The sequence below is a fragment of the Paenibacillus senegalimassiliensis genome (assembly GCF_001486585.1).
Classification (GTDB): Bacteria; Bacillota; Bacilli; order Paenibacillales; family Paenibacillaceae; genus Fontibacillus; species Fontibacillus senegalimassiliensis.
Map to the genome: position 1 here is coordinate 693,029 of NZ_LN909046.1, position 21,368 is coordinate 714,396.

At 49.8% G+C, this 21,368-nt stretch carries 23 protein-coding genes; 18 read left to right on the forward strand and 5 right to left on the reverse strand.

What is annotated here, in order from left to right; all coding sequences use genetic code 11:
* The first annotated feature begins 213 nt into the window (after positions 1-213).
* A complete protein-coding gene (locus BN3279_RS17200; protein WP_059052381.1) occupies positions 214-2,748 on the forward strand; it encodes a hypothetical protein in 2,535 nt (844 codons plus the stop codon).
* A gap of 549 nt (positions 2,749-3,297) precedes the next feature.
* Here the strand turns inward: BN3279_RS17200 and BN3279_RS17205 are convergent.
* Entirely contained in the window at positions 3,298-3,828 is a 531-nt protein-coding gene (locus BN3279_RS17205; protein WP_059052382.1) for a hypothetical protein, read from the reverse strand.
* Between the two features lie 151 nt (positions 3,829-3,979).
* Here BN3279_RS17205 and BN3279_RS17210 point away from each other — a divergent pair, with 151 nt between their 5' ends.
* Both BN3279_RS17210 and BN3279_RS17215 read left to right on the forward strand, forming a co-directional pair.
* Positions 3,980-4,291 carry an ArsR/SmtB family transcription factor gene (locus BN3279_RS17210; RefSeq protein ID WP_059052383.1) on the forward strand — a complete coding sequence of 104 codons (312 nt, stop codon included), beginning with the start codon at positions 3,980-3,982 and terminating at the stop codon, positions 4,289-4,291.
* A 16-nt stretch (positions 4,292-4,307) separates the two neighbouring features.
* Complete coding sequence (locus tag BN3279_RS17215; RefSeq protein ID WP_232436877.1) at positions 4,308-4,526, forward strand: hypothetical protein; 219 nt, start codon at positions 4,308-4,310, stop codon at positions 4,524-4,526.
* An 80-nt stretch (positions 4,527-4,606) separates the two neighbouring features.
* Here BN3279_RS17215 and BN3279_RS17220 read toward each other — a convergent pair whose 3' ends face one another.
* Positions 4,607-4,909, reverse strand: a complete 303-nt coding sequence (locus BN3279_RS17220; RefSeq protein WP_059052385.1) for a DUF2627 domain-containing protein — start codon at positions 4,907-4,909, stop codon at positions 4,607-4,609.
* A 203-nt stretch (positions 4,910-5,112) separates the two neighbouring features.
* Here BN3279_RS17220 and lpdA point away from each other — a divergent pair, with 203 nt between their 5' ends.
* The 5 genes from lpdA (at position 5,113) to lipB (ending at position 10,804) form a co-directional block, all read left to right on the forward strand.
* Positions 5,113-6,534, forward strand: a complete 1,422-nt coding sequence (gene lpdA / locus BN3279_RS17225; RefSeq protein ID WP_059052386.1) for a dihydrolipoyl dehydrogenase — start codon at positions 5,113-5,115, stop codon at positions 6,532-6,534.
* A gap of 116 nt (positions 6,535-6,650) precedes the next feature.
* Positions 6,651-7,676 carry a thiamine pyrophosphate-dependent dehydrogenase E1 component subunit alpha gene (locus tag BN3279_RS17230; RefSeq protein ID WP_059052387.1) on the forward strand — a complete coding sequence of 342 codons (1,026 nt, stop codon included), beginning with the start codon at positions 6,651-6,653 and terminating at the stop codon, positions 7,674-7,676.
* A gap of 2 nt (positions 7,677-7,678) precedes the next feature.
* Positions 7,679-8,665, forward strand: a complete 987-nt coding sequence (locus BN3279_RS17235) for an alpha-ketoacid dehydrogenase subunit beta (protein ID WP_059052388.1) — start codon at positions 7,679-7,681, stop codon at positions 8,663-8,665.
* A 19-nt stretch (positions 8,666-8,684) separates the two neighbouring features.
* The gene (locus BN3279_RS17240) at positions 8,685-10,046 is read left to right on the forward strand and encodes a dihydrolipoamide acetyltransferase family protein (RefSeq protein WP_059052389.1); all 1,362 of its coding nucleotides are present in this window, start codon (positions 8,685-8,687) and stop codon (positions 10,044-10,046) included.
* A 59-nt stretch (positions 10,047-10,105) separates the two neighbouring features.
* Entirely contained in the window at positions 10,106-10,804 is a 699-nt protein-coding gene (gene lipB / locus BN3279_RS17245) for a lipoyl(octanoyl) transferase LipB (RefSeq protein WP_059052390.1), read from the forward strand.
* Positions 10,805-10,830: 26 nt separating this feature from the next.
* On the opposite strand, the gene prli42 is transcribed toward lipB, so the two are convergent.
* On the reverse strand, positions 10,831-10,929 hold the full coding sequence (prli42, locus tag BN3279_RS23595; RefSeq protein WP_089153486.1) for a stressosome-associated protein Prli42: 99 nt from the start codon (positions 10,927-10,929) through the stop codon (positions 10,831-10,833).
* Between the two features lie 75 nt (positions 10,930-11,004).
* Between prli42 and BN3279_RS17250 the strand changes: the two genes are divergently transcribed.
* On the forward strand, positions 11,005-12,132 hold the full coding sequence (locus BN3279_RS17250) for a M20/M25/M40 family metallo-hydrolase (RefSeq protein ID WP_059052391.1): 1,128 nt from the start codon (positions 11,005-11,007) through the stop codon (positions 12,130-12,132).
* A 101-nt stretch (positions 12,133-12,233) separates the two neighbouring features.
* Here the strand turns inward: BN3279_RS17250 and BN3279_RS17255 are convergent, their stop codons facing one another.
* Together BN3279_RS17255 and BN3279_RS23490 are read right to left on the reverse strand one after the other, a co-directional pair.
* Positions 12,234-12,788, reverse strand: coding sequence for a tetratricopeptide repeat protein (locus tag BN3279_RS17255; protein ID WP_059052392.1), 555 nt, complete (start codon positions 12,786-12,788; stop codon positions 12,234-12,236).
* Between the two features lies 1 nt (position 12,789).
* Positions 12,790-12,957 (reverse strand): Z-ring formation inhibitor MciZ, encoded by a 168-nt coding sequence (locus BN3279_RS23490; protein ID WP_082673113.1) that lies wholly within the window; start codon positions 12,955-12,957, stop codon positions 12,790-12,792.
* 121 nt (positions 12,958-13,078) lie between these two features.
* Here BN3279_RS23490 and BN3279_RS17260 point away from each other — a divergent pair, with 121 nt between their 5' ends.
* The 9 genes from BN3279_RS17260 to BN3279_RS17300 all read left to right on the forward strand — a co-directional run bounded on the left by BN3279_RS17260 (position 13,079) and on the right by BN3279_RS17300 (position 21,297).
* Positions 13,079-13,645 (forward strand): NUDIX domain-containing protein, encoded by a 567-nt coding sequence (locus BN3279_RS17260; protein ID WP_059052394.1) that lies wholly within the window; start codon positions 13,079-13,081, stop codon positions 13,643-13,645.
* Positions 13,642-14,829 carry an endonuclease Q family protein gene (locus BN3279_RS17265; RefSeq protein ID WP_059052395.1) on the forward strand — a complete coding sequence of 396 codons (1,188 nt, stop codon included), beginning with the start codon at positions 13,642-13,644 and terminating at the stop codon, positions 14,827-14,829. The genes BN3279_RS17260 and BN3279_RS17265 overlap by 4 nt, the downstream gene beginning before the upstream one ends.
* An 85-nt stretch (positions 14,830-14,914) precedes the next feature.
* Entirely contained in the window at positions 14,915-15,538 is a 624-nt protein-coding gene (gene spoIIM / locus BN3279_RS17270; RefSeq protein WP_059052397.1) for a stage II sporulation protein M, read from the forward strand.
* Positions 15,539-15,664: 126 nt separating this feature from the next.
* Positions 15,665-16,138: a ferric iron uptake transcriptional regulator gene (gene fur / locus BN3279_RS17275; RefSeq protein ID WP_059052399.1), complete on the forward strand. Its 474-nt coding sequence runs from the start codon at positions 15,665-15,667 to the stop codon at positions 16,136-16,138.
* 172 nt (positions 16,139-16,310) lie between these two features.
* Positions 16,311-16,547: a DUF4227 family protein gene (locus tag BN3279_RS17280; protein WP_059052401.1), complete on the forward strand. Its 237-nt coding sequence runs from the start codon at positions 16,311-16,313 to the stop codon at positions 16,545-16,547.
* A 105-nt stretch (positions 16,548-16,652) separates the two neighbouring features.
* Positions 16,653-17,615: a site-specific tyrosine recombinase XerD gene (xerD, locus tag BN3279_RS17285; protein WP_059052404.1), complete on the forward strand. Its 963-nt coding sequence runs from the start codon at positions 16,653-16,655 to the stop codon at positions 17,613-17,615.
* Between the two features lie 46 nt (positions 17,616-17,661).
* The gene (deoB, locus tag BN3279_RS17290) at positions 17,662-18,852 is read left to right on the forward strand and encodes a phosphopentomutase (protein WP_059052406.1); all 1,191 of its coding nucleotides are present in this window, start codon (positions 17,662-17,664) and stop codon (positions 18,850-18,852) included.
* A 258-nt stretch (positions 18,853-19,110) separates the two neighbouring features.
* The gene (locus BN3279_RS17295; RefSeq protein ID WP_059052408.1) at positions 19,111-19,938 is read left to right on the forward strand and encodes a purine-nucleoside phosphorylase; all 828 of its coding nucleotides are present in this window, start codon (positions 19,111-19,113) and stop codon (positions 19,936-19,938) included.
* Positions 19,939-19,965: 27 nt separating this feature from the next.
* Complete coding sequence (locus BN3279_RS17300; RefSeq protein WP_059052410.1) at positions 19,966-21,297, forward strand: pyrimidine-nucleoside phosphorylase; 1,332 nt, start codon at positions 19,966-19,968, stop codon at positions 21,295-21,297.
* The last annotated feature ends 71 nt before the right edge of the window (positions 21,298-21,368 follow it).

The window sequence follows — 21,368 nt, forward strand, 5'->3', positions numbered from 1 at the left end:
TTCTATGCCTGATTTTGAATTTCAATTTAATCAATCTTTGAAAATCAGCAAATATCTAAAAATAAACCACACGGCTTCGTTAGCACATTTCTGTCCTTTTCATGTCCTCTTTCCGTCCGCAATAAGGCCGATAAATACCCCCAAGCTTCTTATAGAATGAACGTAGCAGGACAGGAACTTGCTGCGAATTATAAAGAGCGGAGGTATTCATTCATGGCAAAAACAGATTGGACATTAACGGATACAGTAGAACCGGAGGATATTAATGACATTGGACAGGAGATTAATCACCTACAAGCGGAAATTAGGGATCGTCTAGATACCGCTGATACATCCCCGGTTACCTTGCAGCCGGGCTTACAGATTATTCATGCGGAGAAGGATGCACGATTTAATTTAGCAGAAATGCAGGGACGAACGTTAGTTACTCTACTAGGGGATAGCGGACTTCCAGGTGAGCAAATAAGTCAATGGTGGGGGAACGAAGGTACAATTAGTGTTGATGCAGGAAATCATACTCATGGTTCCACTGGGTTAAAAGTTGAAATAAAAGACACAAATGGATCTGCATCCAAAGTCGTTAATAGCCCGCTTAAAGTAGGGAAATATTACATCTTTCTTTGCGACGCCAAAAACGGAAACGCCACTGATGGGGTTCGGGTTAATATTTACACTGAATCCCCCTTGACAAATCTTAGCGGGAACACTGTGACAGCAACCGATAAATTTGAATTGTCTTACTTGAAATATGCACCTAGTGCCGACAACTCAGTTTTTGGGGCAAACCTTAATGTTCAAGGAGAATCAGGACAATATGGGTATTTTGACGCTGTCCGCATGTACGAAATTACTGAGGATGAATATAACGAGATAGACAATATGATGGCCGACCAATTAGCTGCAAAGTATCCATTTGTCCCTTCTGGCATTATCGGCGTAGAATCTCCTTACTTAATTAATACGTCCGGTAATCTGCTACCGCCGTTTTATGAGTGGACGTGGCTTGGGAGCAGCGCCAAAAAGGTTGAAGCACCATATCAAATGACAATCGATCAAAAGGCTGCTGATGGATGGCAATTCATAAGTTACAAGGTATCTGTAGTAGCCAATTCAAACTATTTTTTTACATGCAACCACAATATGAAAATTTCTATTGCAAATGGCGAAGGAACAGAGTCGATTGTTCCATATACGGAGGAACAGTTTATTCAATTTAACAGCGGAACTTTCACAGAGATTTCCGTGTATTTAAGCTCTATCGAGATAGGGTCGAATGTAGCTTACACACTTGCAAACCCAATGCTCACCATCGGATCAGATCCGCAGCCATTCCAGCCACAACGTAAATCCATGCTCGCCTTCCAGATGGAGTTACACGCTAACCCTATGAATGGTAGTGAACCGGATGTACTATTTAAGGAAAACGGGGAACACCTCAAGTTGGCCAAATGGAAGAAGTTTGTGCTGGGAGGGCTGTTAGATTGGAATGTTGATATGGGGAATGTTGCTCCTACCTATAAGCCTGTTTATGTTCGAGACGGGACAATATCGGCTGTAGATTACATTACCTATGTAACTAAATACACAGGAGCACTCTTGACTAACAGAATAACTGCCTCTTATACAGGAGCGGATCAAAGCCTAATGTACAAAAACGGCATTCATATTACTATTTCTAACGTTGATAGCGGTTGGGGAGACGACTACATACCAACACAAGACGAGATTAAGGCGTATTTTAACGGGTGGAAGATGTATAGAACTGAGGGGGCAAGAGTTGCTCCCTATAATGGAGTTGGTACAAAAGGGTGGTATCCGATATCTCGTTTGGGAGATGCTTTTGATGCGACCTATCTAATGAGGGAAGTTCCGTCTATCTTGGCCAATAATTACGATACTTGGGCACCTTACAATCTTCTTTTCCGCCTAGCCAAAGAAACCATTGAACCCGTAGTAACGGAAGGATCGCTGATACTGTCCGAAGGTGACAACATGGTAGAAGTAGGTACAGGCATTGTTTTGTGGGAACGTAATGCCGCTTCTGTGGCAAGTAACGGTGTCGCTACCTTTAACGGGGCTATGTATCCCCTGAAATATAGAGCCGCACTAATTAATGCGTTGTATAAAAATAGCGCCCACATCTACCCGGATGCATCGGGATTTAGAACGCCAGGTACACCACTAGAAATTTCGAACGGACCTGTATGGGCGAGTCTTAACGCGGAAAACTACGACCAATCCGCAGCCTACAGTGTAACCTACATCAAGCTGGACAAATCGCAGGTTGTCCCGATCACAGGCACGCTAGCGGCCAACGAAAAGACACAGATTAGCGACCTTACCGTAGGAGTGACCGAAGCCCTGCAACGGGTGTCAGTCGTGGAGCAGAAGAAGGAGGAGAAGGATGCGCCGGGATGGATTATGCCTACTTTAATCAATGGTTTTTATTATAACAACCTAGGAGTAAATCACAACGGATACTACAAAGATAGTAGCGGTCGTGTTTGGCTATCCTTTGCTTTAGTTGGGGTTCTTCCACAGGGAACAATTATGTTTGTGCTTCCTTCTGGATATCGGCCGCGTACAAGAGTATATGTTTCTGGTACAAACGCCAATGAACTTGGCTTAAATGCACAGGCCATAGCAATCACTATTGAACCCAGCGGCGAGGTATATGTAGCCGCCTGTTCAACAGGCACAACACTTGCATCGGTTATATTCGATGGTTCATTTTTAGCCGAACAATAAGGAGGCATCACATGAAAGTCACATCTAAAGTAAACATAGAAGGTCTCTGCATGTAATATTTAATAGTGGACGATACCCTTGGTGGTGTCGTCTTTTTAAAATGATCTGTCAGAGTCGGACTTTACAGAAGGTCTACTTTGGGTTATTCAGAAGGGAAGTACAGAGGTTAGAAAGCAGCTTTTAGCGGTGATTGATAATTATTTTAATGAAGAGTTCACAGAGAGTATTAATGGTACATATACATTCAAATTTTCAACTGTTCTCAACAACGATAAAAGCCCATTCATACAAACAGGTAATATTATCTTTCATTTACTGTTTTTTAAGGTGGATTTATACATACAGAATCCCCACCAACATTATTAAAGTTAGTATCGACTAAAAGAGGGAGTAACTGCTAGAGCTATCCTATTAGAGATTGCTGCACAATGCGGTGGAGAACTACTTTTTGATAAATATACTGTATCTTTTCATTCCCTCTTGCACAGTGGGCTTGAAGGTTATTTTGCCAATACAGGGCCTTTGCTCATTAGATTTAAATCTTTATACTCAACCTTCAGGCTGCAACAAGCCGACCAATTCTTCCAGCAGTTCACGCTGTTCAGGCTGGTGGGTCATGAGGGTCTTGAACAGAGGGATGGCATCACATAGTAATATGTAGCTGAAATAATAATAGCTCAGAAAAGCCTGGGGATCGTAACCTTTTGGCTCATCCTTTTCCCATTCCAGTTCACTTTCCTCTTCGTCCAGTGGCCATAAATAACGTTCATCAAGTAGCTCGTCGAGGGAAGCAACGGCTCGCTCTGGACTCATTTCTTCCAAAGGGATTACGGAAGCGACGGCTTTATATAAGAGCAATTCTTCCATGCTCAATTGTTCCAGGGGTTGCTCAGGCAGCCTGTTTAGCAGGACAAGCAATACCCATGGGGTCACTTGCCATAAGGTGCTCTGGTGTTCGATGAGGGCAGCTAATTGATGATATTGCTTCGCCTCAATCAAGGTAGGGATTTTTGTTCCTTTGCCGTAGGCGGTCGTCAGACGATGCCATGGGATATTGTCTATGCTCATGCTGGATGTCATGTGCAGACAGCCTCCTTCTACGGGGTTCTTCCCGAATTCAGACCTATTTTACAGCGTGGGTCCAAGCTTGACAATCCTGGATTACAAGATTATTCTTTGCATGAGCAAGTAATCATATTGACTGTTGGTACATTGGAAAGGGGAACCCTTGGTGAAGAAAGAGGTCCATCATTTGTTAAATCCGGACATTTTGGAGCAGGTTTCAACCATCTTCAAAACGTTGTCCGATCCAACCCGGATCAGAATCCTTCATTTGCTTTCAGAAGAGGAATGCTCTGTGAATCATATCTCGGAAGTGTTAGGGTTATCACAATCCGCAGTTTCGCACCAATTAAGCCTGCTGCGTAACTTAAGGCTGGTAAAATTTCGCAGAGAAGCTAATACGGTATATTATAGCTGTGACGATGAGCATGTCATTTCGTTGCTGACCCAGGCCGTTGAGCATGCTGCATGCAAGCATTAGAATGTTGAGAGAGGAAATGAATAGCATGACGAACGAGTTTGACTTGGCTGCGTACAGCGATAAGCTGGAGCAGGCGACGCTAGGGGATAATGAACGGCAATGGGTTCAGGAAATTTTGGAGCGTCTTGAACAGGTAACGGCGGAAAATCTTAGGCTGCGCAAGGCGTTGCTGCGGGTGTCGGGACAGAGTGGATCACGGATGTCAACCAAGCTGAAGGATGCATTATACGAATAAAACAGAAAACCTCTTCCGCCGAATGATTGGGGCAAGAGGTTTATTTATTTCCATGCGTTCAAGTTCCAGTGTGTTTAAGTTCAAGACTGCGAGGAATTATCCTCCACCGCCGCTTGCTTATCGCGAAATCTGGGTCCTAAATAATTGCGCTTGCGGTCACGGAAGAAGATCCAGCCTCCCAAGAAACCGGCACCAGCAACAAACAGGGCGAAGCCCAGTCCAAATTCCAGCCAATCAAAGGTGACACGACTCAGAGCATCGTTGCCGTGGTCAGACATATAGTCGAACAAGGCGTCTTTCATCTTCAGAAAGCCAGTCATTGCTGCGATACCGGGTAGAACCAAGATGAGGATAGCAATGAATCTTGATAATTTTAGCTTCATAAGAGAATCGTCCTTTCTACCCATAAGCTTAGATTGAGATGACGGCTAGAAATATCATACCTATTTCACCCAGGAATGTCCATGGCTGGTTGGGCTTTTGTAATCATAGAGAAACAAGGTAAAATAAGAATGTACTTCCTAGCAAGAACTTATAAATGAATGATTATGATTTAGCATATTGATAGATGGGTGGAGATGGGTAAATGACAATTACATGTGATGTAGCAGTATTAGGCGGAGGCACCGGAGGATACATAGCAGCGATTCGTGCTGCGCAGTTGGGGAAAGAAGTCGTTATCATTGAGCAGGACAAGCTGGGAGGTACCTGTCTGCACCGGGGTTGCATTCCCAGCAAGGCTCTACTGCGGAGCGCCGAATTGTATGCCCAAATGAAGGATAGCGTTAGCTTTGGTATTGAAGCGGGTGAAGTGACTTTGGTATTCCCGAAGGTTCAGCAGCGGAAGCAAGGGATCGTGGATCAACTTCATAAAGGGGTACAATATTTGATGCGTAAGCATCAGATTCGTATTATCGAAGGCAAGGGACGAGTGATTGGTCCGTCTATCTTCTCTCCCAAGAGTGGTGCGGTAGCTGTTGAATTGGCCGATGGCGAAATGGAAACCATTGTCCCGACGAATCTGATCATTGCGACTGGATCAAGACCACGCACATTGCCCGGCTTAACGCCAGATGGTATCCATGTTCTCAGCAGTGATGAAGCTCTGCAACTGGAGGAGTTGCCCGGCTCCATCCTGATTATTGGGGGCGGGGTCATCGGTGTGGAATGGGCTTCACTGCTGAGTGATTTCGGTGTGGAGGTGACGCTGGTAGAGGCAGCGGATCAACTTCTTCCGGCGGAGGACAAGGACGTGGCGCGTGAATTGCAGAAGCAGTTACAGCGTCGGGGCGTTAAGGTGCTAACCGGTGTGTCAGTAGAGCCTGAGACGTATGAGGTCAAGGAAGAGCGGGTGCATATTTTTGCCCGCCAGGGGGAAGAAAGAATGGAGCTATCCGGTGACAAGCTGTTAGTCTCCGTAGGGCGTCAGGCCAACGTAGAGAACATTGGTCTGGAGAATACGGATGTAGGGTTAGAGCGTGGTTTCATACGGGTAAATGAGCATATGCAGACAACTGAACCGCATATTTATGCCATTGGTGATTGTATCGGCGGGTTGCAGCTTGCCCATGCGGCCAGTCATGAAGGGTTGACGGCAGTGAATCATTTGGCCGGGGAGACGTCTTATGCTTATCAGGAGAGTCAGGTCCCACGTTGTGTATATACACGACCTGAGGTAGCTTCAGTGGGCATCACAGCCAAGGAAGCAGAGGCCAAGGGACTTGAGGTCAACATCGGCAAAGTTCCGTTCTCCGCGATTGGCAAGGCATTGGTTCATGGGGAAACGGACGGCTTCGTCAAGATGGTAGCCGATGCTCACACTAACGATATTCTAGGGGTGCAAATTATCGGTCCCCATGCTACGGAATTAATCGGTCAGGCTGCGTTGGCGCAGCTTCTCGATGCCACACCTTGGGAGATGGGACAAGCGATATTTGCCCATCCGACCTTGGCGGAAATTATCGGTGAGGCGGCTTTGGCTGTAGACGGGCGGTCTTTAAATACTTAATTCTGGAGTTAACGTTTTCCTTTTCGCACAAAAGCGGTTATAATAAACTTATTCCAAGTCTTAGTACCTGGTTTTAAGATTAGGTGAGAAACACTCAATTAAAGGAGGTAACTCCCATGAATGCGAAAAGTTCAATTCAAACAAAATCAAAGCACGAGCAACTCGGTTTATCGAATGCTGAAGTGGTTGAGATGTACAAATATATGGTGATTGCGCGCAAATTTGATGAGCGCAATATGCTCTTGCAGCGAGCGGGAAAGATCAACTTCCACGTCTCCGGCATCGGTCAGGAGACGGCACAGGTGGCAGCAGCCTTTGCTCTGGATAGAGAGCGAGATTATTTCCTGCCGTATTATCGCGATTACGGCTTTGTCCTGGCTGCGGGGATGTCGCTCACGGAGTTAATGCTATCGGCCTTTGCCAAGGCGGATGATCCTAATAGCGGTGGCCGTCAAATGCCGGGGCATTTCGGAAGCAAACGCCTGCGGATCGTGACGGGCTCAAGTCCGGTGACAACGCAGGTTCCCCATGCGGTCGGAATCGCACTTGCCGCCAAGATGAAGCAGCAGGATATCGTCTCGTTCGTTACCTTTGGTGAAGGTTCCAGCAACCAAGGGGATTTCCACGAAGGACTTAATTTTGCCGGGGTGCAAAAGTTGCCGGTGATCTTCATGTGTGAAAATAACCAGTATGCCATCTCTGTACCCGTGAAGAAGCAGTTAGGGGGGCGTGTCTGTGACCGTGCCCAAGGTTATGGCTTCCCTGGCATTCGCGTGGACGGCAATGATGCTCTTGAAGTCTACCGGGTAGTGAAGGAAGCGCGGGAGCGGGCTGTACGTGGAGAAGGGCCAACCTTGGTTGAAGCGATGATGTACCGTTTGTCGCCACACTCCACATCGGACAACGATCTGGCTTATCGGACCAAGGATGAGGTTGACGAGAACTGGAAGAAGGACGGCATTCCTAAGCTGAAGGCTTATCTAGTGGAAGCCGGCTTGTGGAGTGAAGAGCAGAATGAAGCCTTGTTCAAGGAGATCAACCAGCAGTTGAAAGAAGCGGTGGAAGCGGCTGACAATGCGCCGTTCCCTAAGCCGGAAGATACGTTGTTGCATGTGTATGCCAGCGAAGGGGAGGGGCAATAATCATGCCGGTTATGGAATATATCGACGCTATTCGCCTGGCCATGAAGGAAGAGATGGAGCGGGACGAAAATGTGTTTGTATTAGGTGAAGATGTCGGGCTCAAGGGTGGCGTATTTACAACGACGAAGGGCCTGCAGGAGCAATTCGGAGAAGCGCGAGTCATCGATACGCCTTTGGCCGAATCAGCCATTGCCGGAGTAGCCATCGGCGCCGCAATGTATGGACTGAAGCCGATTGCCGAGATGCAGTATTCGGACTTCATGCTGCCTGCCACGAACCAAATTATTAGTGAAGCAGCCAAAATTCGCTATCGCTCCAATAATGATTGGCAATGCCCGGTCGTAGTTCGTGCTCCGATTGGTGGCGGGATATTTGGCGGACTGTATCATTCACAATGTCCGGAGTCCATCTTCTTCGGAACACCGGGGCTAAAGATTGTGGCTCCCTATTCGGCTTATGATGCCAAGGGCTTGCTGAAAGCGGCAATTCGAGATCCCGATCCCGTACTCTTTTTCGAGAACAAGAAATGCTACAAGCTGATCAAAGAGGATGTTCCAGACGACGATTATGTGGTACCTATTGGGAAAGCAAAGGTGCTCCGCGAAGGCTCTGACATTACGGTAATCAGTTACAGCTTGCCTTTGCATTTTGCCATGCAAGCCGCTGAGGAACTGGCGTCAGAACACGGCGTAAGCGCGCATATTCTTGACCTGCGTACCTTGCAGCCATTAGACCGCGAAGCTATTGTGGAAGCGGCTCGTAAGACAGGGAAGGTGCTTATTATCCATGAGGATAACAAGACCGGGGGCATTGGTGCCGAAGTGTCGGCGATTGTCTCCGAGGAATGCTTGTTTGAACTGGATGCGCCAATTCAGCGTCTATGTGGTCCTGATGTACCGGCGATGCCGATCAGCCCGCCGATGGAAAAATTCTTTATGCTTAGCAAAGACAAGGTCAAGGAAGCCATGCTTCAATTGGCGCTTTATTAATTAGGGAGTGAGCCATAATATGCCATCCAATAAAACGTTAACCGATGTTGTTATGCCGCAACTTGCTGAATCACTCGTGTCGGCTACCATTGGGAAATGGTTAAAACAACCGGGCGATCCGGTGGAGCAATATGAGCCAATCTGCGAAGTCATTACCGATAAAGTGAATGCCGAAATTCCTTCAACGCTGGATGGAGTGATGGGCGAACTGTTGGCCAAGGAAGGCGAAGAAGTTCAGGTAGGTGCGATTATCTGCCGTATTGAAACGTCTTCAGTATCGTCAGCCGCTGGTGAATCCAGCACGGAAGCTACGGCGTCCGTCAGCAGCACAACGCAGTCTCCGGTGGCACCAGTAATGGAGCCGGAAGGCGCGCAGCGTAGCCGGTATTCTCCAGCAGTTCAAACGTTGGCGGCCCAGCATGGGCTGGATCTTCGGCAGATTGCCGGTACCGGACTGGGAGGACGGGTGACTCGGAAGGATGTACTGGCGTTTATAGAGCAGGGAGGTCCGGCCAGCACAGGAACTGTGGCGGTAGCTTCTACATCAGCGCCTGCACCTGTACAACCGAATGTCGTACCTATGGCAGCCGTATCGGCAGCCTCATCCGAACCGGTCCGTAACTCCGGTCTGCATTTGACAGAAAGTCCATCGATTCCTACGATTGAGGTTGAGCATGGGGACCGATCCGAGTATTTTATAGATGTAACCCCTATTCGCAACACGATTGCTACACGGATGCGTCAAAGTGTCTCCGAAATTCCGCATGGTTGGATGATGATTGAGGTGGACGTGACCAATCTGGTTCAACTGCGCAATAAGATTAAGCAGGAATTTAAGCAAAAAGAAGGCGTGAACCTGACTTATCTCGCCTTTCTGCTGAAAGCGGTCGTCGGTGCGATCAAGGATTATCCGATTATGAATTCCGTTTGGGCGGTAGACAAAATTATCGTCAAGCGTGATATTAATATCTCACTTGCAGTGGGGACGGAGGACTCTGTGCTGACTCCGGTGATTAAGAAGGCCGACCAGAAGAACATTGCCGGACTCGCCCGGGAGATTGAGGAGCTGGCGAGCAAAGTCCGTGCGGGCAAGCTGAAGCTGGATGATATGCAGGGCGGGACATTCACAGTGAACAACACAGGTTCCTTCGGTTCCATTCTGACACAGCCAATTATCAATTATCCGCAAGCGGCCATATTGACCTTCGAATCCATTGTGAAACGGCCAGTAGTTATTAACGACATGATTGCCGTTCGTTCTATGGCTAATCTCTGCCTCTCACTGGATCATCGGATTTTGGACGGAGTCATTTGTGGACGCTTCATGCAGCGAGTTAAGGAAAACATGGAAAGCTATTCACTCGATACCCAGGTCTATTAACTTTGGCATGGCAGGGGCGAGAGCCCACTGCCTAGATTCCTATAAAGAGGCGAAGCGCAATGAGCGATAACGGCTTGAAAATCTGCTATTATCCGACGATGGAGTACGGGGAAGCTTGGGAATTACAAAAACGACTTGTCAAACAAATCGATGAAGGACAGCAGCAGGAGCACCTGCTGCTGCTTCAGCATCCACCGACCTATACGATCGGCTCCCAGCGTCACCCTGAGCATTTACTGCTTAGTCCCGAGCAACTTCAGGCGCAGGGCATTGCTGTGTTTGAAATCGATCGCGGCGGGGATATTACATACCACGGACCTGGTCAGTTAGTCGGTTATCCTCTGTTGAAGCTGGATGCAGGGCAAGGCCTGGATTTGCACGGCTACCTGCGTCAATTGGAGCAGGTCATTATTAATTATTTGCACTCCTTTGGAATTGAAGGATCGCGAAAACCGGAATATACCGGTGTTTGGGTGGGAGATGTCAAGATATGTGCCATTGGCGTGAAATTTAATAAATGCCGTCGTAGTAGAGGGTTCATTACAAGCCATGGGTTTGCTTTTAACGTGAAGTCTGGTATTCAGGATGCGGGATTTCGGGGGATTGTGCCTTGCGGCATTCAGGAATATGGGGTGACGTCGCTGGAGGACGTTACCGGTCAGACGTTTAGTGTGAGACAGGTGGCGCGGGAAATTGTGCCTTATTTTAATGAGTTATTCAAGCTTGACGGGGCCTTCAAAGCCGCAGGCAATGAGTAAGATGATGGAGCCGCGGCTTAGCGGCCTTATCGCATGAACAGGGGCTCCAGGAACGCAAGCAGTGTAGAAGCCACCATGGCGAACAGCATCAGATATACAACAAGTCTCATCCATTTTTTACGCATAACGGTACTCCTTTATATTCACGTTAGATGTTGTCCTTATTATCATATCGTATAGAAGAAAGTGAGGAAAGTCCAATGATCAATCCAAACCGAGTAATTCAGCAATTTCTGGAGCTGGTGCAAATCGATAGTGAAACCAAGCATGAGCGGCAAATCGCTGACGTGCTAACTCATAAATTTACCGCACTGGGACTTGAGGTGGTCGAAGATAACTCTCAGGCAGAAACCGGACACGGTGCCGGCAACCTTATCGCTACTCTTAAGGCGAGCGAGGGAGTATCTGCTGATCCATTCCTGTTCTCGTGCCATATGGATACGGTAACGCCGGGCAAAGGCGTGAAGCCCATCGTCGGCGAGGACGGCTGGATACGCAGTGACGGGACGACCGTACTTGGTGCCGATGACAAAGCAGGGGTTGCGGTATTGTTGGAGTTAATTGAAACAATTCAGGAGCAGCAAATCCCCCATGGTCCTATCCAGTTCGTCATCTCCGTTGGTGAAGAGTCCAGCTTGCGCGGGGCGCGAGCTCTGGAGACCAAGTATATCAACGCCAAATTTGGTTTTGCCATCGATACGGGTGGTGAAGTAGGAACGATCTGCGTTGGAGCACCTACCCAAGCCAGCGTAAAAATCGAAATTTTTGGAAAAGCGGCACATGCCGGTGTTAATCCTGAAGATGGAATCAGTGCAATTCAGGTGGCGGGCAAGGTGCTGGCACGGATGAACCTGGGCCGTATTGATCATGAAACCACGGCCAATATCGGCAGATTTGAAGGTGGGGGAGCCACTAATATTGTACCGGATCATGTCATTTTGTACGGTGAAGCTCGCAGCATGTCCCCGGAAAAGGTAGAGAAACAACTTGGCGAAATGAAGGAAACGGTGGAGGCGGTCTGCCGTGATTACGGAGCCAAGGGCGAATTCCAGAGTGATGTATTATATCGCGCTTTCCGTGTCTCTGAGGAAGATGCTGTGTTGAAGATTGCCCAAAAGGCGGCATCGGCTCTAGGCTTGTCAGGGACGACCTTCACGACCGGTGGAGGTAGCGATGCCAATGTATTCAATGGCTTGGGCATTCCCACCGTCAACCTGGCGATTGGCTACGAGGATATTCATACGACTAAGGAAAAAATTAAACAGGATGATATCGTGAAGACGGCGGAATTTGCCTTGGAAATCGTTCGTCAATCCGTAACGGCCTAAACGTTAAATATTAATGCTTTGCCTAAAGCCCGGTGCATTCTCTTGCGCCGGGCTTTTGTTAAGAGGCGGCTGCTTCTAATGCCAGCAAGTCCGGAGCAATCTCATGCTGACGAACGATTCGTCTGCGTTCTCGCGCCAGAGCAGCGTGTTCGCCAGCCTGATTCCTGGACGAGTTCCAGCATATGATGGCAGTCCTCAATATATTTGGCGATTTTCTCTTCTTCTGCCTGTGAGGGATGATAGAGCTCCACTCGTCGCTCGAGATGGGTGATGGCTTGCCTTAAATGACAGGCGGCAGTCCCGAATCTGGCCGCAGCGAAGTCAGGATTTTGCTCAGCAATGGCTTCAAGGATGGGCGCAGCTTCGCTAAATCGCTTTTCCTCATAACAGATGTCTGCCCAGATGAAGGCCAGCTCCAGATAGGGAGGATGAGGTTCCCGTAGTAGGGAGGGTGTGAGCTTTAGCAGCTTTTCCTTGGCAAGCAAGGTATAGCCTGACTGGTATAAGGCTTGTACGAACAGGCTGAATTCATAAGGATCGCTGTCATGAATGAACTGTCCAGCCAATTCTGGTTGGCCTGCGACGATAGCCTCGGTGATCAGTTCATGTAGACGACTTAGGCTTGGAGGTGGTTTTGGTTCCGAAGGGCCTTGCATATTAACGCCCCGCTTGGGAGCGGCTACAAGATGCAGCTTGCCGCGTACGAATGAACTCAGATAGAGGAACGGCGCCTCCAGCCTCCTTCATCCATTGGGATAAGAGAATGCGAATTTGCCAAGCTTTTCCTTGGGCGTGAACGCGGTCTTGAGCGATATAACTTTTCATGCGCTCCTGGGCTCCTTTCTCGGACGGGTTTGATATAATAACAACATATGTCCGAGCCGGACAAGTTATGAGCCATATTTGAACGCTTTAAGCGCTTTGTACAATAGGGAGGAATCATACCATGACAGACAAGGATCAATTAACAGAAACAACGGTGTCTACACAACCGGTATTTAGCGGTAAAATCATTTCCTTGCAGATTGATACCGTAACGCTGCCAGACGGAACGACAGCTACGCGGGAGGTTGTTAAGCATCCAGGGGCTGTGGCCGTACTGGCAATACATGAAGGGCGGCTCCTGCTGGTCGATCAGTACCGTCAGGCTATGGGGCGTTGTGAATTAGAGATTCCGGCTGGCAAGCTGGAGAAAGGAGAAGACCCTCAGGAAGCGGCGGCACGTGAGCTTCAGGAGGAGACTGGGTTTCACAGCAGCAAGCTTACCCATTTGCATTCCTTCTACACCTCTCCCGGTTTTGCGGATGAGATCATTCATTTATATTTGGCCGAAGATTTGATAGCCGGGGAAATGTCTCTGGATGAGGATGAATTTATCGAATTGTATGAGGCGACGCCCGAGCAAGCCCTTGCCTATATCACAGAAGGGCGCATCGCTGATGCCAAGACCATTCTGGCGGTATATATTTGGCAAGCGCGATTGGCGCAGAAGGCAGCGGAATCGGTCAAATGAGTGCTCACTTAGATACCATATTTGCTGATTTGCACATTCATATTGGGCGGACCGGAGGGGGAGCACCTGTCAAGATTAGCGGCAGCAAGGACCTTACGTTTGCCGGTATAGCTAGAGAGGCAGCCGAACGTAAAGGAATCGGGCTGGTCGGCATCATCGATTGCCAATCTCCAGGGGTACAGGAGGACATTGAAGAAGCTCTTCGTCACGGAGAGATGCAGGAGCTCACTGATGGTGGAATCACCTTTCAGGGGACCACGCTACTGCTCGGCAGTGAGCTGGAGATTCGTGAGCCTGGCATGGGCCCGGCACATGTGCTGGCTTTCTTCCCGCATCTGGAGACCATTCGTGGCTTCACCGAGTGGCTGAGTAGCAGGATGAAGAATGTTAACCTGAGCTCGCAGCGTGTGTATGCTCCTGCCAAGCTGTTGCAGGAGGAGGTTATCGCCCGCGGCGGGATGATGATACCTGCTCATATCTTCACTCCACACCGCAGCATCTACGGAAGCTGTGCGCCGCGGATGGCGGACGTGCTGGACCCAGCGCTTATTGAGGGCGTAGAATTGGGGCTTAGCGCGGATACCGAGATGGCCGGATTGCTGAGCGAGCTTGACCCGCATACCCTCCTGACAAATTCGGACGCCCACTCCCTGGGGAAAATCGGGCGGGAGTACAATGAGCTTCGGCTCAAGGAGGCAAGCTTCAAGGAGTTTGTCAAAGCGCTACGGCGCGAGGATGGTCGGCATGTGGCTGGTAACTATGGTCTGAATCCAAGACTCGGAAAATACCACCGGACCTATTGCAGCGGATGCAGCTATATCATTGACGAAGCCGAGACAACGGTCGAACGTTGTCCTTACTGCGGCAGCCCCAAGTTAGTGCGTGGTGTGCTGGATCGTATCCGCTCGATCGCGGATCGACAGGAACCAAATGTGCCAAGCCATCGTCCACCGTATCATTATCAGGTGCCGCTTGAATTCATTCCCGGCCTGGGTCCGGCCAAGCTTGAATTATTGCTGCGAGCCTTCGGCACGGAGATGAATATCCTGCACCGGGTACCGGAAGAGAGCCTTACAGATCAGGTTGGCCCGATCCTGGCGGGGCAGATTGCTGCTGCACGCAGCGGCCGGCTTGAGCTGGCCTCAGGAGGCGGCGGTGTATACGGCAAAGTCGTGAAATCTTAAGATAGCGGGCGAAATGCGCATAGGGAGCCAGGCTTGTTCATAGTTTTAAGGTAGGAACCAAAACGAACAAGCAAGGAGGCCCATTATGCTGCAACCGATTCGCCATACGCTTAAGGATCAAACCCCGTTATACGTGTTCGTTTCCGTCCTGTTTCTCATGGGCGTCGTTTTTGGCGCATTGATGGTAAATGCTTTGACCTTGGAGCAACAGCAGGATATATCTCGTTATCTCGGCGATTTTTTTCTCTCCATACATGAAGAAGGCGTAGATTTTCAGCCGATGACATTTTGGAGTGTGGCCGCCTTGCACTTAAAATGGCTGGGTTTAATCTGGCTGCTTGGTTTATCGGTGATTGGATTGCCCGGCATTCTGCTGCTGGATTTTCTGAAAGGGGTATTGATCGGCTTCACCGTTGGTTGTCTGGTGGGGCAGTATACATGGAAGGGACTTCTGTTCGCACTCGTATCGGTTGCCCCGCACAATCTGGTTGTTATCCCGGCCCTGCTGATTGCCAGTGTGGCTGCGATTGGCTTCTCCCTGGGCATCATTCGTTCTCGCGTCTTGATGAATCGCAAGGGTCAGGCAGCCAGGCCCTTCTTATCTTATACGGGGCTTACCCTGGTGATGGCGGCGGTACTGCTTGGTATATCCTCCTTCGAAACCTGGGTGACGCCTGTGCTGATGGGCTGGGTAGCCCCCATGCTCTGAGGCAGCAGGGTGGACCCGGTGCGGCTGTAGTAAAATGTTTGACTTTGTTGATTAACTCCCCCTATAATGAAGGAAGTGGTCGTAGAACTTTTTTTGGATGTGCGGCATGGCTGGGGGAGGGAGAACATGGAAGCTAAGATCGATAAAATCAAACAACAATTACAATCCCACGGTTACAAATTGACGCCCCAGCGGGAAGCTACGGTACGCGTATTGCTTGAAAATGAAGACGATCATCTCAGTGCGGAAGATGTTTTCATGCTCGTTAAAGACAAGGCTCCTGAGATCGGGCTGGCCACCGTTTATCGGACGTTGGAATTGCTTAGCGAACTCCATGTGGTGGAGAAGATTAATTTCGGCGACGGGGTTGCTCGTTACGACTTGCGTACGGATACAGCCAAGCACCATCATCACCACTTGATCTGTGTGCAGTGTGGGGCGATGGATGAGATTCGCGAGGATTGGCTGGGTCCACTGGAGGAACGTCTGGAGAAAGAATTCAACTTTACGGTGCTGGATCACCGACTGGACTTTCAGGGGATTTGTTACCGCTGTAAGGACAAGAACAATGATTCGTCGGGACCTGGAAATAAGAAATAAATGATGGAAGCAGAGCTCCATACGGCCTCATGCCGTAAGGAGCTTTTTACGTTCTACTGGCGAAGAAATGTACTAGCCGGCATACTCATTGCCCTCTATTTATATACTTGAGGTATGGAGGTGTCCAAGCCATATTGGCCGGGCCCCATATTGAAGGAGAGGGTGAAGCCAGATGGTCATTTCACTTCGTAAGTGGCTGCGGAGCGCTAAATATTTGCTTCTGTTCATTGCGCTCGCATATAGTCTGTATAAAGGGCTGGGACTACTGGACGAGTACGTATTCCGCGCAGATAAATACCGGGTGCCGGAAGGCGCGGCGGTTAAGGTATTCCATGAAGGAACCTCCGGCAGTAGTCGGATGGAGACGCTCACAGATCGGTTGCTGCTGTTTTTTTGGTACGGAGAGTGAGTAATCCATCTTATGCAGCAGGGAAATTGAACCTTGACGTGGAATTCAATAGTTTGAGATGAACGCAAGTAGGGCTTGCGACAATTTAGAAGGGGGGCGCAGCACATGGAAGGGGATGCCGCCTCTTTTATTTCGTTTCTCACTGAGCAGCGGGGGCTAAGCCAAGCCACGCAGCAATCCTATGCCCGTGATCTTAAGCAATATCTTCGGTATTTACGGGAACGGGGTATCGAGCATTATAATGAGGTGACCCGAGCGGGGGTTATGCTCTATTTCGCATCTCTGAAGGAGCAGGGCAAAGCTCCGGCGACCATCCTGCGGGTGTCCGTCACGCTTCGCGCTTTTTTTCAATATTTGCTGCGGAAGAGGTTGATTGAACAGGACCCGCTGGTGATGTTGGAGCTGCCCAAGCCTGAGAAGAAGCTACCGCCCATTTTGACCGTGGAGGACACAGAGCGCTTACTGGACGCGCCCGATGCCGAAACTCCACTGGGCCTCAGGGACAAGGCGATGTTGGAGTTGCTATATGCTACGGGAATTCGCGTCTCCGAATTGGTCAAGCTTCAGGCTAGCGATGTGGACCTGGTGCTTCAATTTCTGCGCTGTTCCGGCGAACGTGGCAAGGAACGAATTATCCCGTTTGGCCCGGTGACAGCCGAGTGGCTGGCCCGTTATATAGAGGAGGGACGCCCTCATTTCAAGCTGTCCGAGAACAATCAGGCTTTGTTCCCAAATCGCCGTGGTGAACGAATTAGTCGCCAAGGCTTCTGGAAGGTAATTAAGAAGTATGGGCAGGAAACAGGGATTATGGCGGACATTACGCCGCATACTTTGCGCCATTCCTTTGCCGTTCATCTGCTGGAGGGTGGGGCGGACGTCAAATCAGTACAAGAGCTGCTCGGGCATACCGATGCTGCAACCATTCAGATGTATCTCAACCGTACCAAACCTAATTTGAAATCAGTGTATGACAACTTCCATCCCAGGGCAAGGCGGCGCGAGCCGGAAGCAGATTTATCCGAAGGACCTGGAGAGGTGGATGGTTTTTCTCCCACAAGGGATAATTAAATTGTAAAGTAATAAGCGGAAATACTATATAAGGAGTGATTTATGTATGCAAAGCGAACATCATTTTAACAAAATGACGGTCATCGTTCTTGATAGTGTAGGCATTGGTGAACTGCCCGATGCCCCTGAATTTGGTGATAAGGGCGCACATACGTTAGGCCATATTATGCAGACGGTACCGAGTACCAAGCTGCCCCATTTGCAGCGATTAGGTCTGGGCAACATTGCTGAGCTGCCCCATCTGGAGGCGGTAACTGATCCGGCAGCCTATTATGGGAAAATGGCAGAAATCTCGGCAGGCAAAGATACGATGACCGGTCACTGGGAGCTTATGGGCTTGAAAGTTGAGACTCCATTTCAGACGTATCCAGACGGCTTCCCCCGTGATTTAGTCGCTCGCTTCGAGCAGGAGACTGGACGCAAGATCATCGGCAACAAACCGGCCTCCGGTACGGAGATCCTGGTGGAACTGGGTGAAGAACATATGCGCACCGGTGCCTGGATTGTCTATACTTCGGCGGACAGTGTATTCCAGATTGCCGCTCATGAGGAAGTCATTCCGCTGGACGAGCTGTACCGGGCTTGCGAGATCGCCCGTCGCTTGACGCTGGAGCCTGAGCATACCGTAGGCCGTGTTATTGCCCGGCCATTTGTTGGCGAACCAGGGAACTTCCAGCGTACGCCGAACCGTCATGATTATGCGGTGAAGCCACCTCAGCCGACGGTGCTGAACGCACTGAAGAATGCGGGCAAGGAAGTTGTCGCTGTGGGCAAAATCAATGATATTTTCACCGGAGAGGGTGTTACTGCCTCCCATCCAACCAAGAGTAATGCACACGGCATTGAGGAGACTTTAGAACATCTGGGTAAGGATTTTACCGGACTCTTGTTTACTAATCTCGTCGATTTCGACTCGCTCTACGGACATCGCCGCGACCCGCAAGGATATGCGCGGGCGTTGGAGGAATTTGATGCAGCATTGCCGGCCTTGCTGGAGAAGGTAGGCGAGCGTGATGTGCTCATCATTACCGCAGATCACGGCAACGACCCGATACATGCCGGAACGGATCATACCCGCGAGTATGTACCGCTGTTGGTGTATAGCCCAGGGTTAACCAAGCCGGGTAGCCTTGGCGTAAGAGCTACCTACGCTGATCTGGCCGCAACAATCGCCGATAACTTTGGCGTGACGGCACCGGAGCATGGACGCAGCTTCTTGCGTGAGTTATTAATATAAGCTGAGCTTAGGAATTGGCATAACAAGCAAGCGAGAAAAATGATTCTGAAGAAGCTCAAAGCTTTCTGCAAGAAAGCTGCATCGGAAGCATATGCTCGTTCGCCTTTGGGAATGGATTTCTACCTCATAAGAATTTACAAATAAGAGAAATCCATGAGCAACAGCGATCGTAAGAACATTTTCTCGTCTGCTTCTATGCCTAGATCATAAGCTCTGCCTATATTCAACCTATTTATCCATAACAGGAGGATTCCATCTATGACGACAACTTTAACCATTGGTATGATTCGGGAAGCGGCTGACTATATCCGTTCTCGCTCGGCACTTACGCCGAAAGTAGGCTTGATTTTGGGCTCGGGGCTGGGGGTTCTGGCCGATCATTTGGAGCAGCCCGTTAGCATTGCGTATCATGACATTCCCTTCTTCCCGCAGTCTACCGTTGAAGGACATGCCGGGGAACTATTAATCGGAACGGTGCAAGGTACGCCGGTTGTGTTGATGAAGGGGCGGTTTCATATGTACGAGGGTTATGGTCCCGAGGTAACCGCTTTTCCCGTGCGGGTGATGAAAGAGCTGGGCGTGTCCACGCTACTTGTGACGAACGCTGCTGGGGGGATCAACACCGCTTATGCACCTGGGGATCTGATGCTGATTTCGGACCATATCAATCTTACCGGACGAAATCCGCTGATTGGGCCTAATGATGAGGAATTGGGAGCGCGGTTCCCGGATATGTCCCAGGCATACAGCCGTAAGCTACGCGAATTGGCGAAGAGCGTTGCGGCCGAGAAGGATGTGCCGTTGCAGGAGGGCGTATACGCTGGACTGCTGGGTCCTTGTTATGAGACGCCTGCGGAGATTCGTATGCTACGGACGATGGGTGCGGATGCAGTGGGGATGTCCACCGTATCTGAAGTTATCGTAGCCAGACATGCGGGTCTTGAGGTGCTGGGCATTTCCTGTATTAGCAACATGGCCTCCGGGATTCTGGATCAACCTTTGTCCCATCATGAGGTTATGGAGACGACGGATCGTGTACGCGAGAAATTTCTGAGTCTTGTATTGTCTATCATTCCTAAAATGTAGACAGCCTGAGGAATGGAGGTAAGGACGATGAGAGCAGTGGATTTGATTCGCAAGAAGAGAGAGGGCCGGGAACTGACCGGCGATGAGATTGCCTTCTTGGTTAATGGCTATAGTAGAGGGGATATTCCTGATTATCAGATGTCAGCCTGGGCGATGGCTGTATTTTATCAAGGAATGAGCGCGCGGGAGACGGCAGATTTGACCATGGCGATGGCCCATTCCGGAGATATGATTGATCTGAGCTCGATTCACGGAATTAAGGTTGACAAGCACTCCACCGGAGGTGTTGGAGACAAGACTACCGTGGTGCTTGCCCCTCTGGTAGCAGCAGCAGGCGTTCCTGTGGCTAAGATGTCCGGTCGGGGCTTGGGACACACCGGGGGAACGATCGATAAGCTGGAGGCGATCTCAGGCTTCTCTGTGGAGCTTGGCAAGGAGGATTTCTTCCGACAGGTTAATGATATCGGTCTTGCGGTAGTGGGCCAGAGCGGGAATATGACACCTGCCGACAAGAAGTTGTACGCTTTGCGGGACGTTACAGCCACAGTAGATTCCATTCCCCTCATAGCGAGCAGTGTCATGAGCAAGAAAATTGCCGCCGGAGCGGATGCGATTGTACTGGACGTCAAGACAGGCAGCGGAGCATTTATGAAGACGCTGGAGGATTCTATCCGTCTGGCCAAAGCGATGGTGGATATCGGTACCCAGGTAGGCCGCCGCACAGTGGCGGTCATCAGCGATATGGACCAGCCGCTCGGTCACGCCATTGGCAATGCGATGGAGATACGCGAAGCGGTATTAACGCTGCGGGGTGAGGGTCCTGCTGATCTGGAGGAGGTGTGCCTCATCCTGGCCTCGCATATGCTGATGCTGGGCGGCAAGGCAGAGACGGAAGAGGAAGCGAATGCGCTGCTGATGGAGCAACTGGATAGTGGCAAGGCCTTGGAGAAGCTGAAGGAACTGGTATCGGCCCAAGGTGGAGACACTGCTCAGATTGATAACCCGGAGCTACTGCCCCGGGCCGAGCTTGTGGTCGAGGTGCGAGCAGAGGGGGAAGGATATATCGAATCGATTCAGGCAGAGGAGATTGGTATTGCCGCCATGTTGCTGGGAGCCGGACGGGAAACGAAGGATTCCGTCATCGACCTTGCTGCGGGAGTGGAGCTACGGAAGAAGATTGGAGATGTGGTTAAGGAGGGAGAGGCGCTAGCTATTCTGCATTTCAACCCTACTCACCAATCCGGCCAAGCGGAAGCCGCGCGGCGGGTACTCCAGGCTTATGGGATATCGGCAACCAAAGTGCCGAGAAGACCGCTTGTATTTGCATTGGTTACTCCAGAGGGCGTCAAACGCTTTTAACTGGAATCATGATATGATGTTGATTGCCAAAAAACGCCGAAGGGCGTTTTTTGTGCTTCTCAGGAATAAAA

Excerpts from the sequence above, each read along its gene's own strand:
- BN3279_RS17200 (WP_059052381.1), top strand. The coding sequence starts at position 214 with ATGGCAAAAACAGATTGGACATTAACGGATACAGTAGAACCGGAGGAT.
- BN3279_RS17205 (WP_059052382.1), bottom strand. The coding sequence starts at position 3,828 with ATGACATCCAGCATGAGCATAGACAATATCCCATGGCATCGTCTGACG.
- BN3279_RS17215 (WP_232436877.1), top strand. The coding sequence starts at position 4,308 with ATGAATAGCATGACGAACGAGTTTGACTTGGCTGCGTACAGCGATAAG.
- BN3279_RS17220 (WP_059052385.1), bottom strand. The coding sequence starts at position 4,909 with ATGAAGCTAAAATTATCAAGATTCATTGCTATCCTCATCTTGGTTCTA.
- lpdA (WP_059052386.1), top strand. The coding sequence starts at position 5,113 with ATGACAATTACATGTGATGTAGCAGTATTAGGCGGAGGCACCGGAGGA.
- BN3279_RS17230 (WP_059052387.1), top strand. The coding sequence starts at position 6,651 with ATGAATGCGAAAAGTTCAATTCAAACAAAATCAAAGCACGAGCAACTC.
- BN3279_RS17235 (WP_059052388.1), top strand. The coding sequence starts at position 7,679 with ATGCCGGTTATGGAATATATCGACGCTATTCGCCTGGCCATGAAGGAA.
- BN3279_RS17240 (WP_059052389.1), top strand. The coding sequence starts at position 8,685 with ATGCCATCCAATAAAACGTTAACCGATGTTGTTATGCCGCAACTTGCT.
- lipB (WP_059052390.1), top strand. The coding sequence starts at position 10,106 with ATGAGCGATAACGGCTTGAAAATCTGCTATTATCCGACGATGGAGTAC.
- prli42 (WP_089153486.1), bottom strand. The coding sequence starts at position 10,929 with ATGCGTAAAAAATGGATGAGACTTGTTGTATATCTGATGCTGTTCGCC.
- BN3279_RS17250 (WP_059052391.1), top strand. The coding sequence starts at position 11,005 with ATGATCAATCCAAACCGAGTAATTCAGCAATTTCTGGAGCTGGTGCAA.
- BN3279_RS17255 (WP_059052392.1), bottom strand. The coding sequence starts at position 12,788 with ATGCAAGGCCCTTCGGAACCAAAACCACCTCCAAGCCTAAGTCGTCTA.
- BN3279_RS23490 (WP_082673113.1), bottom strand. The coding sequence starts at position 12,957 with ATGAAAAGTTATATCGCTCAAGACCGCGTTCACGCCCAAGGAAAAGCT.
- BN3279_RS17260 (WP_059052394.1), top strand. The coding sequence starts at position 13,079 with ATGACAGACAAGGATCAATTAACAGAAACAACGGTGTCTACACAACCG.
- BN3279_RS17265 (WP_059052395.1), top strand. The coding sequence starts at position 13,642 with ATGAGTGCTCACTTAGATACCATATTTGCTGATTTGCACATTCATATT.
- spoIIM (WP_059052397.1), top strand. The coding sequence starts at position 14,915 with ATGCTGCAACCGATTCGCCATACGCTTAAGGATCAAACCCCGTTATAC.
- fur (WP_059052399.1), top strand. The coding sequence starts at position 15,665 with ATGGAAGCTAAGATCGATAAAATCAAACAACAATTACAATCCCACGGT.
- BN3279_RS17280 (WP_059052401.1), top strand. The coding sequence starts at position 16,311 with ATGGTCATTTCACTTCGTAAGTGGCTGCGGAGCGCTAAATATTTGCTT.
- xerD (WP_059052404.1), top strand. The coding sequence starts at position 16,653 with ATGGAAGGGGATGCCGCCTCTTTTATTTCGTTTCTCACTGAGCAGCGG.
- deoB (WP_059052406.1), top strand. The coding sequence starts at position 17,662 with ATGCAAAGCGAACATCATTTTAACAAAATGACGGTCATCGTTCTTGAT.
- BN3279_RS17295 (WP_059052408.1), top strand. The coding sequence starts at position 19,111 with ATGACGACAACTTTAACCATTGGTATGATTCGGGAAGCGGCTGACTAT.
- BN3279_RS17300 (WP_059052410.1), top strand. The coding sequence starts at position 19,966 with ATGAGAGCAGTGGATTTGATTCGCAAGAAGAGAGAGGGCCGGGAACTG.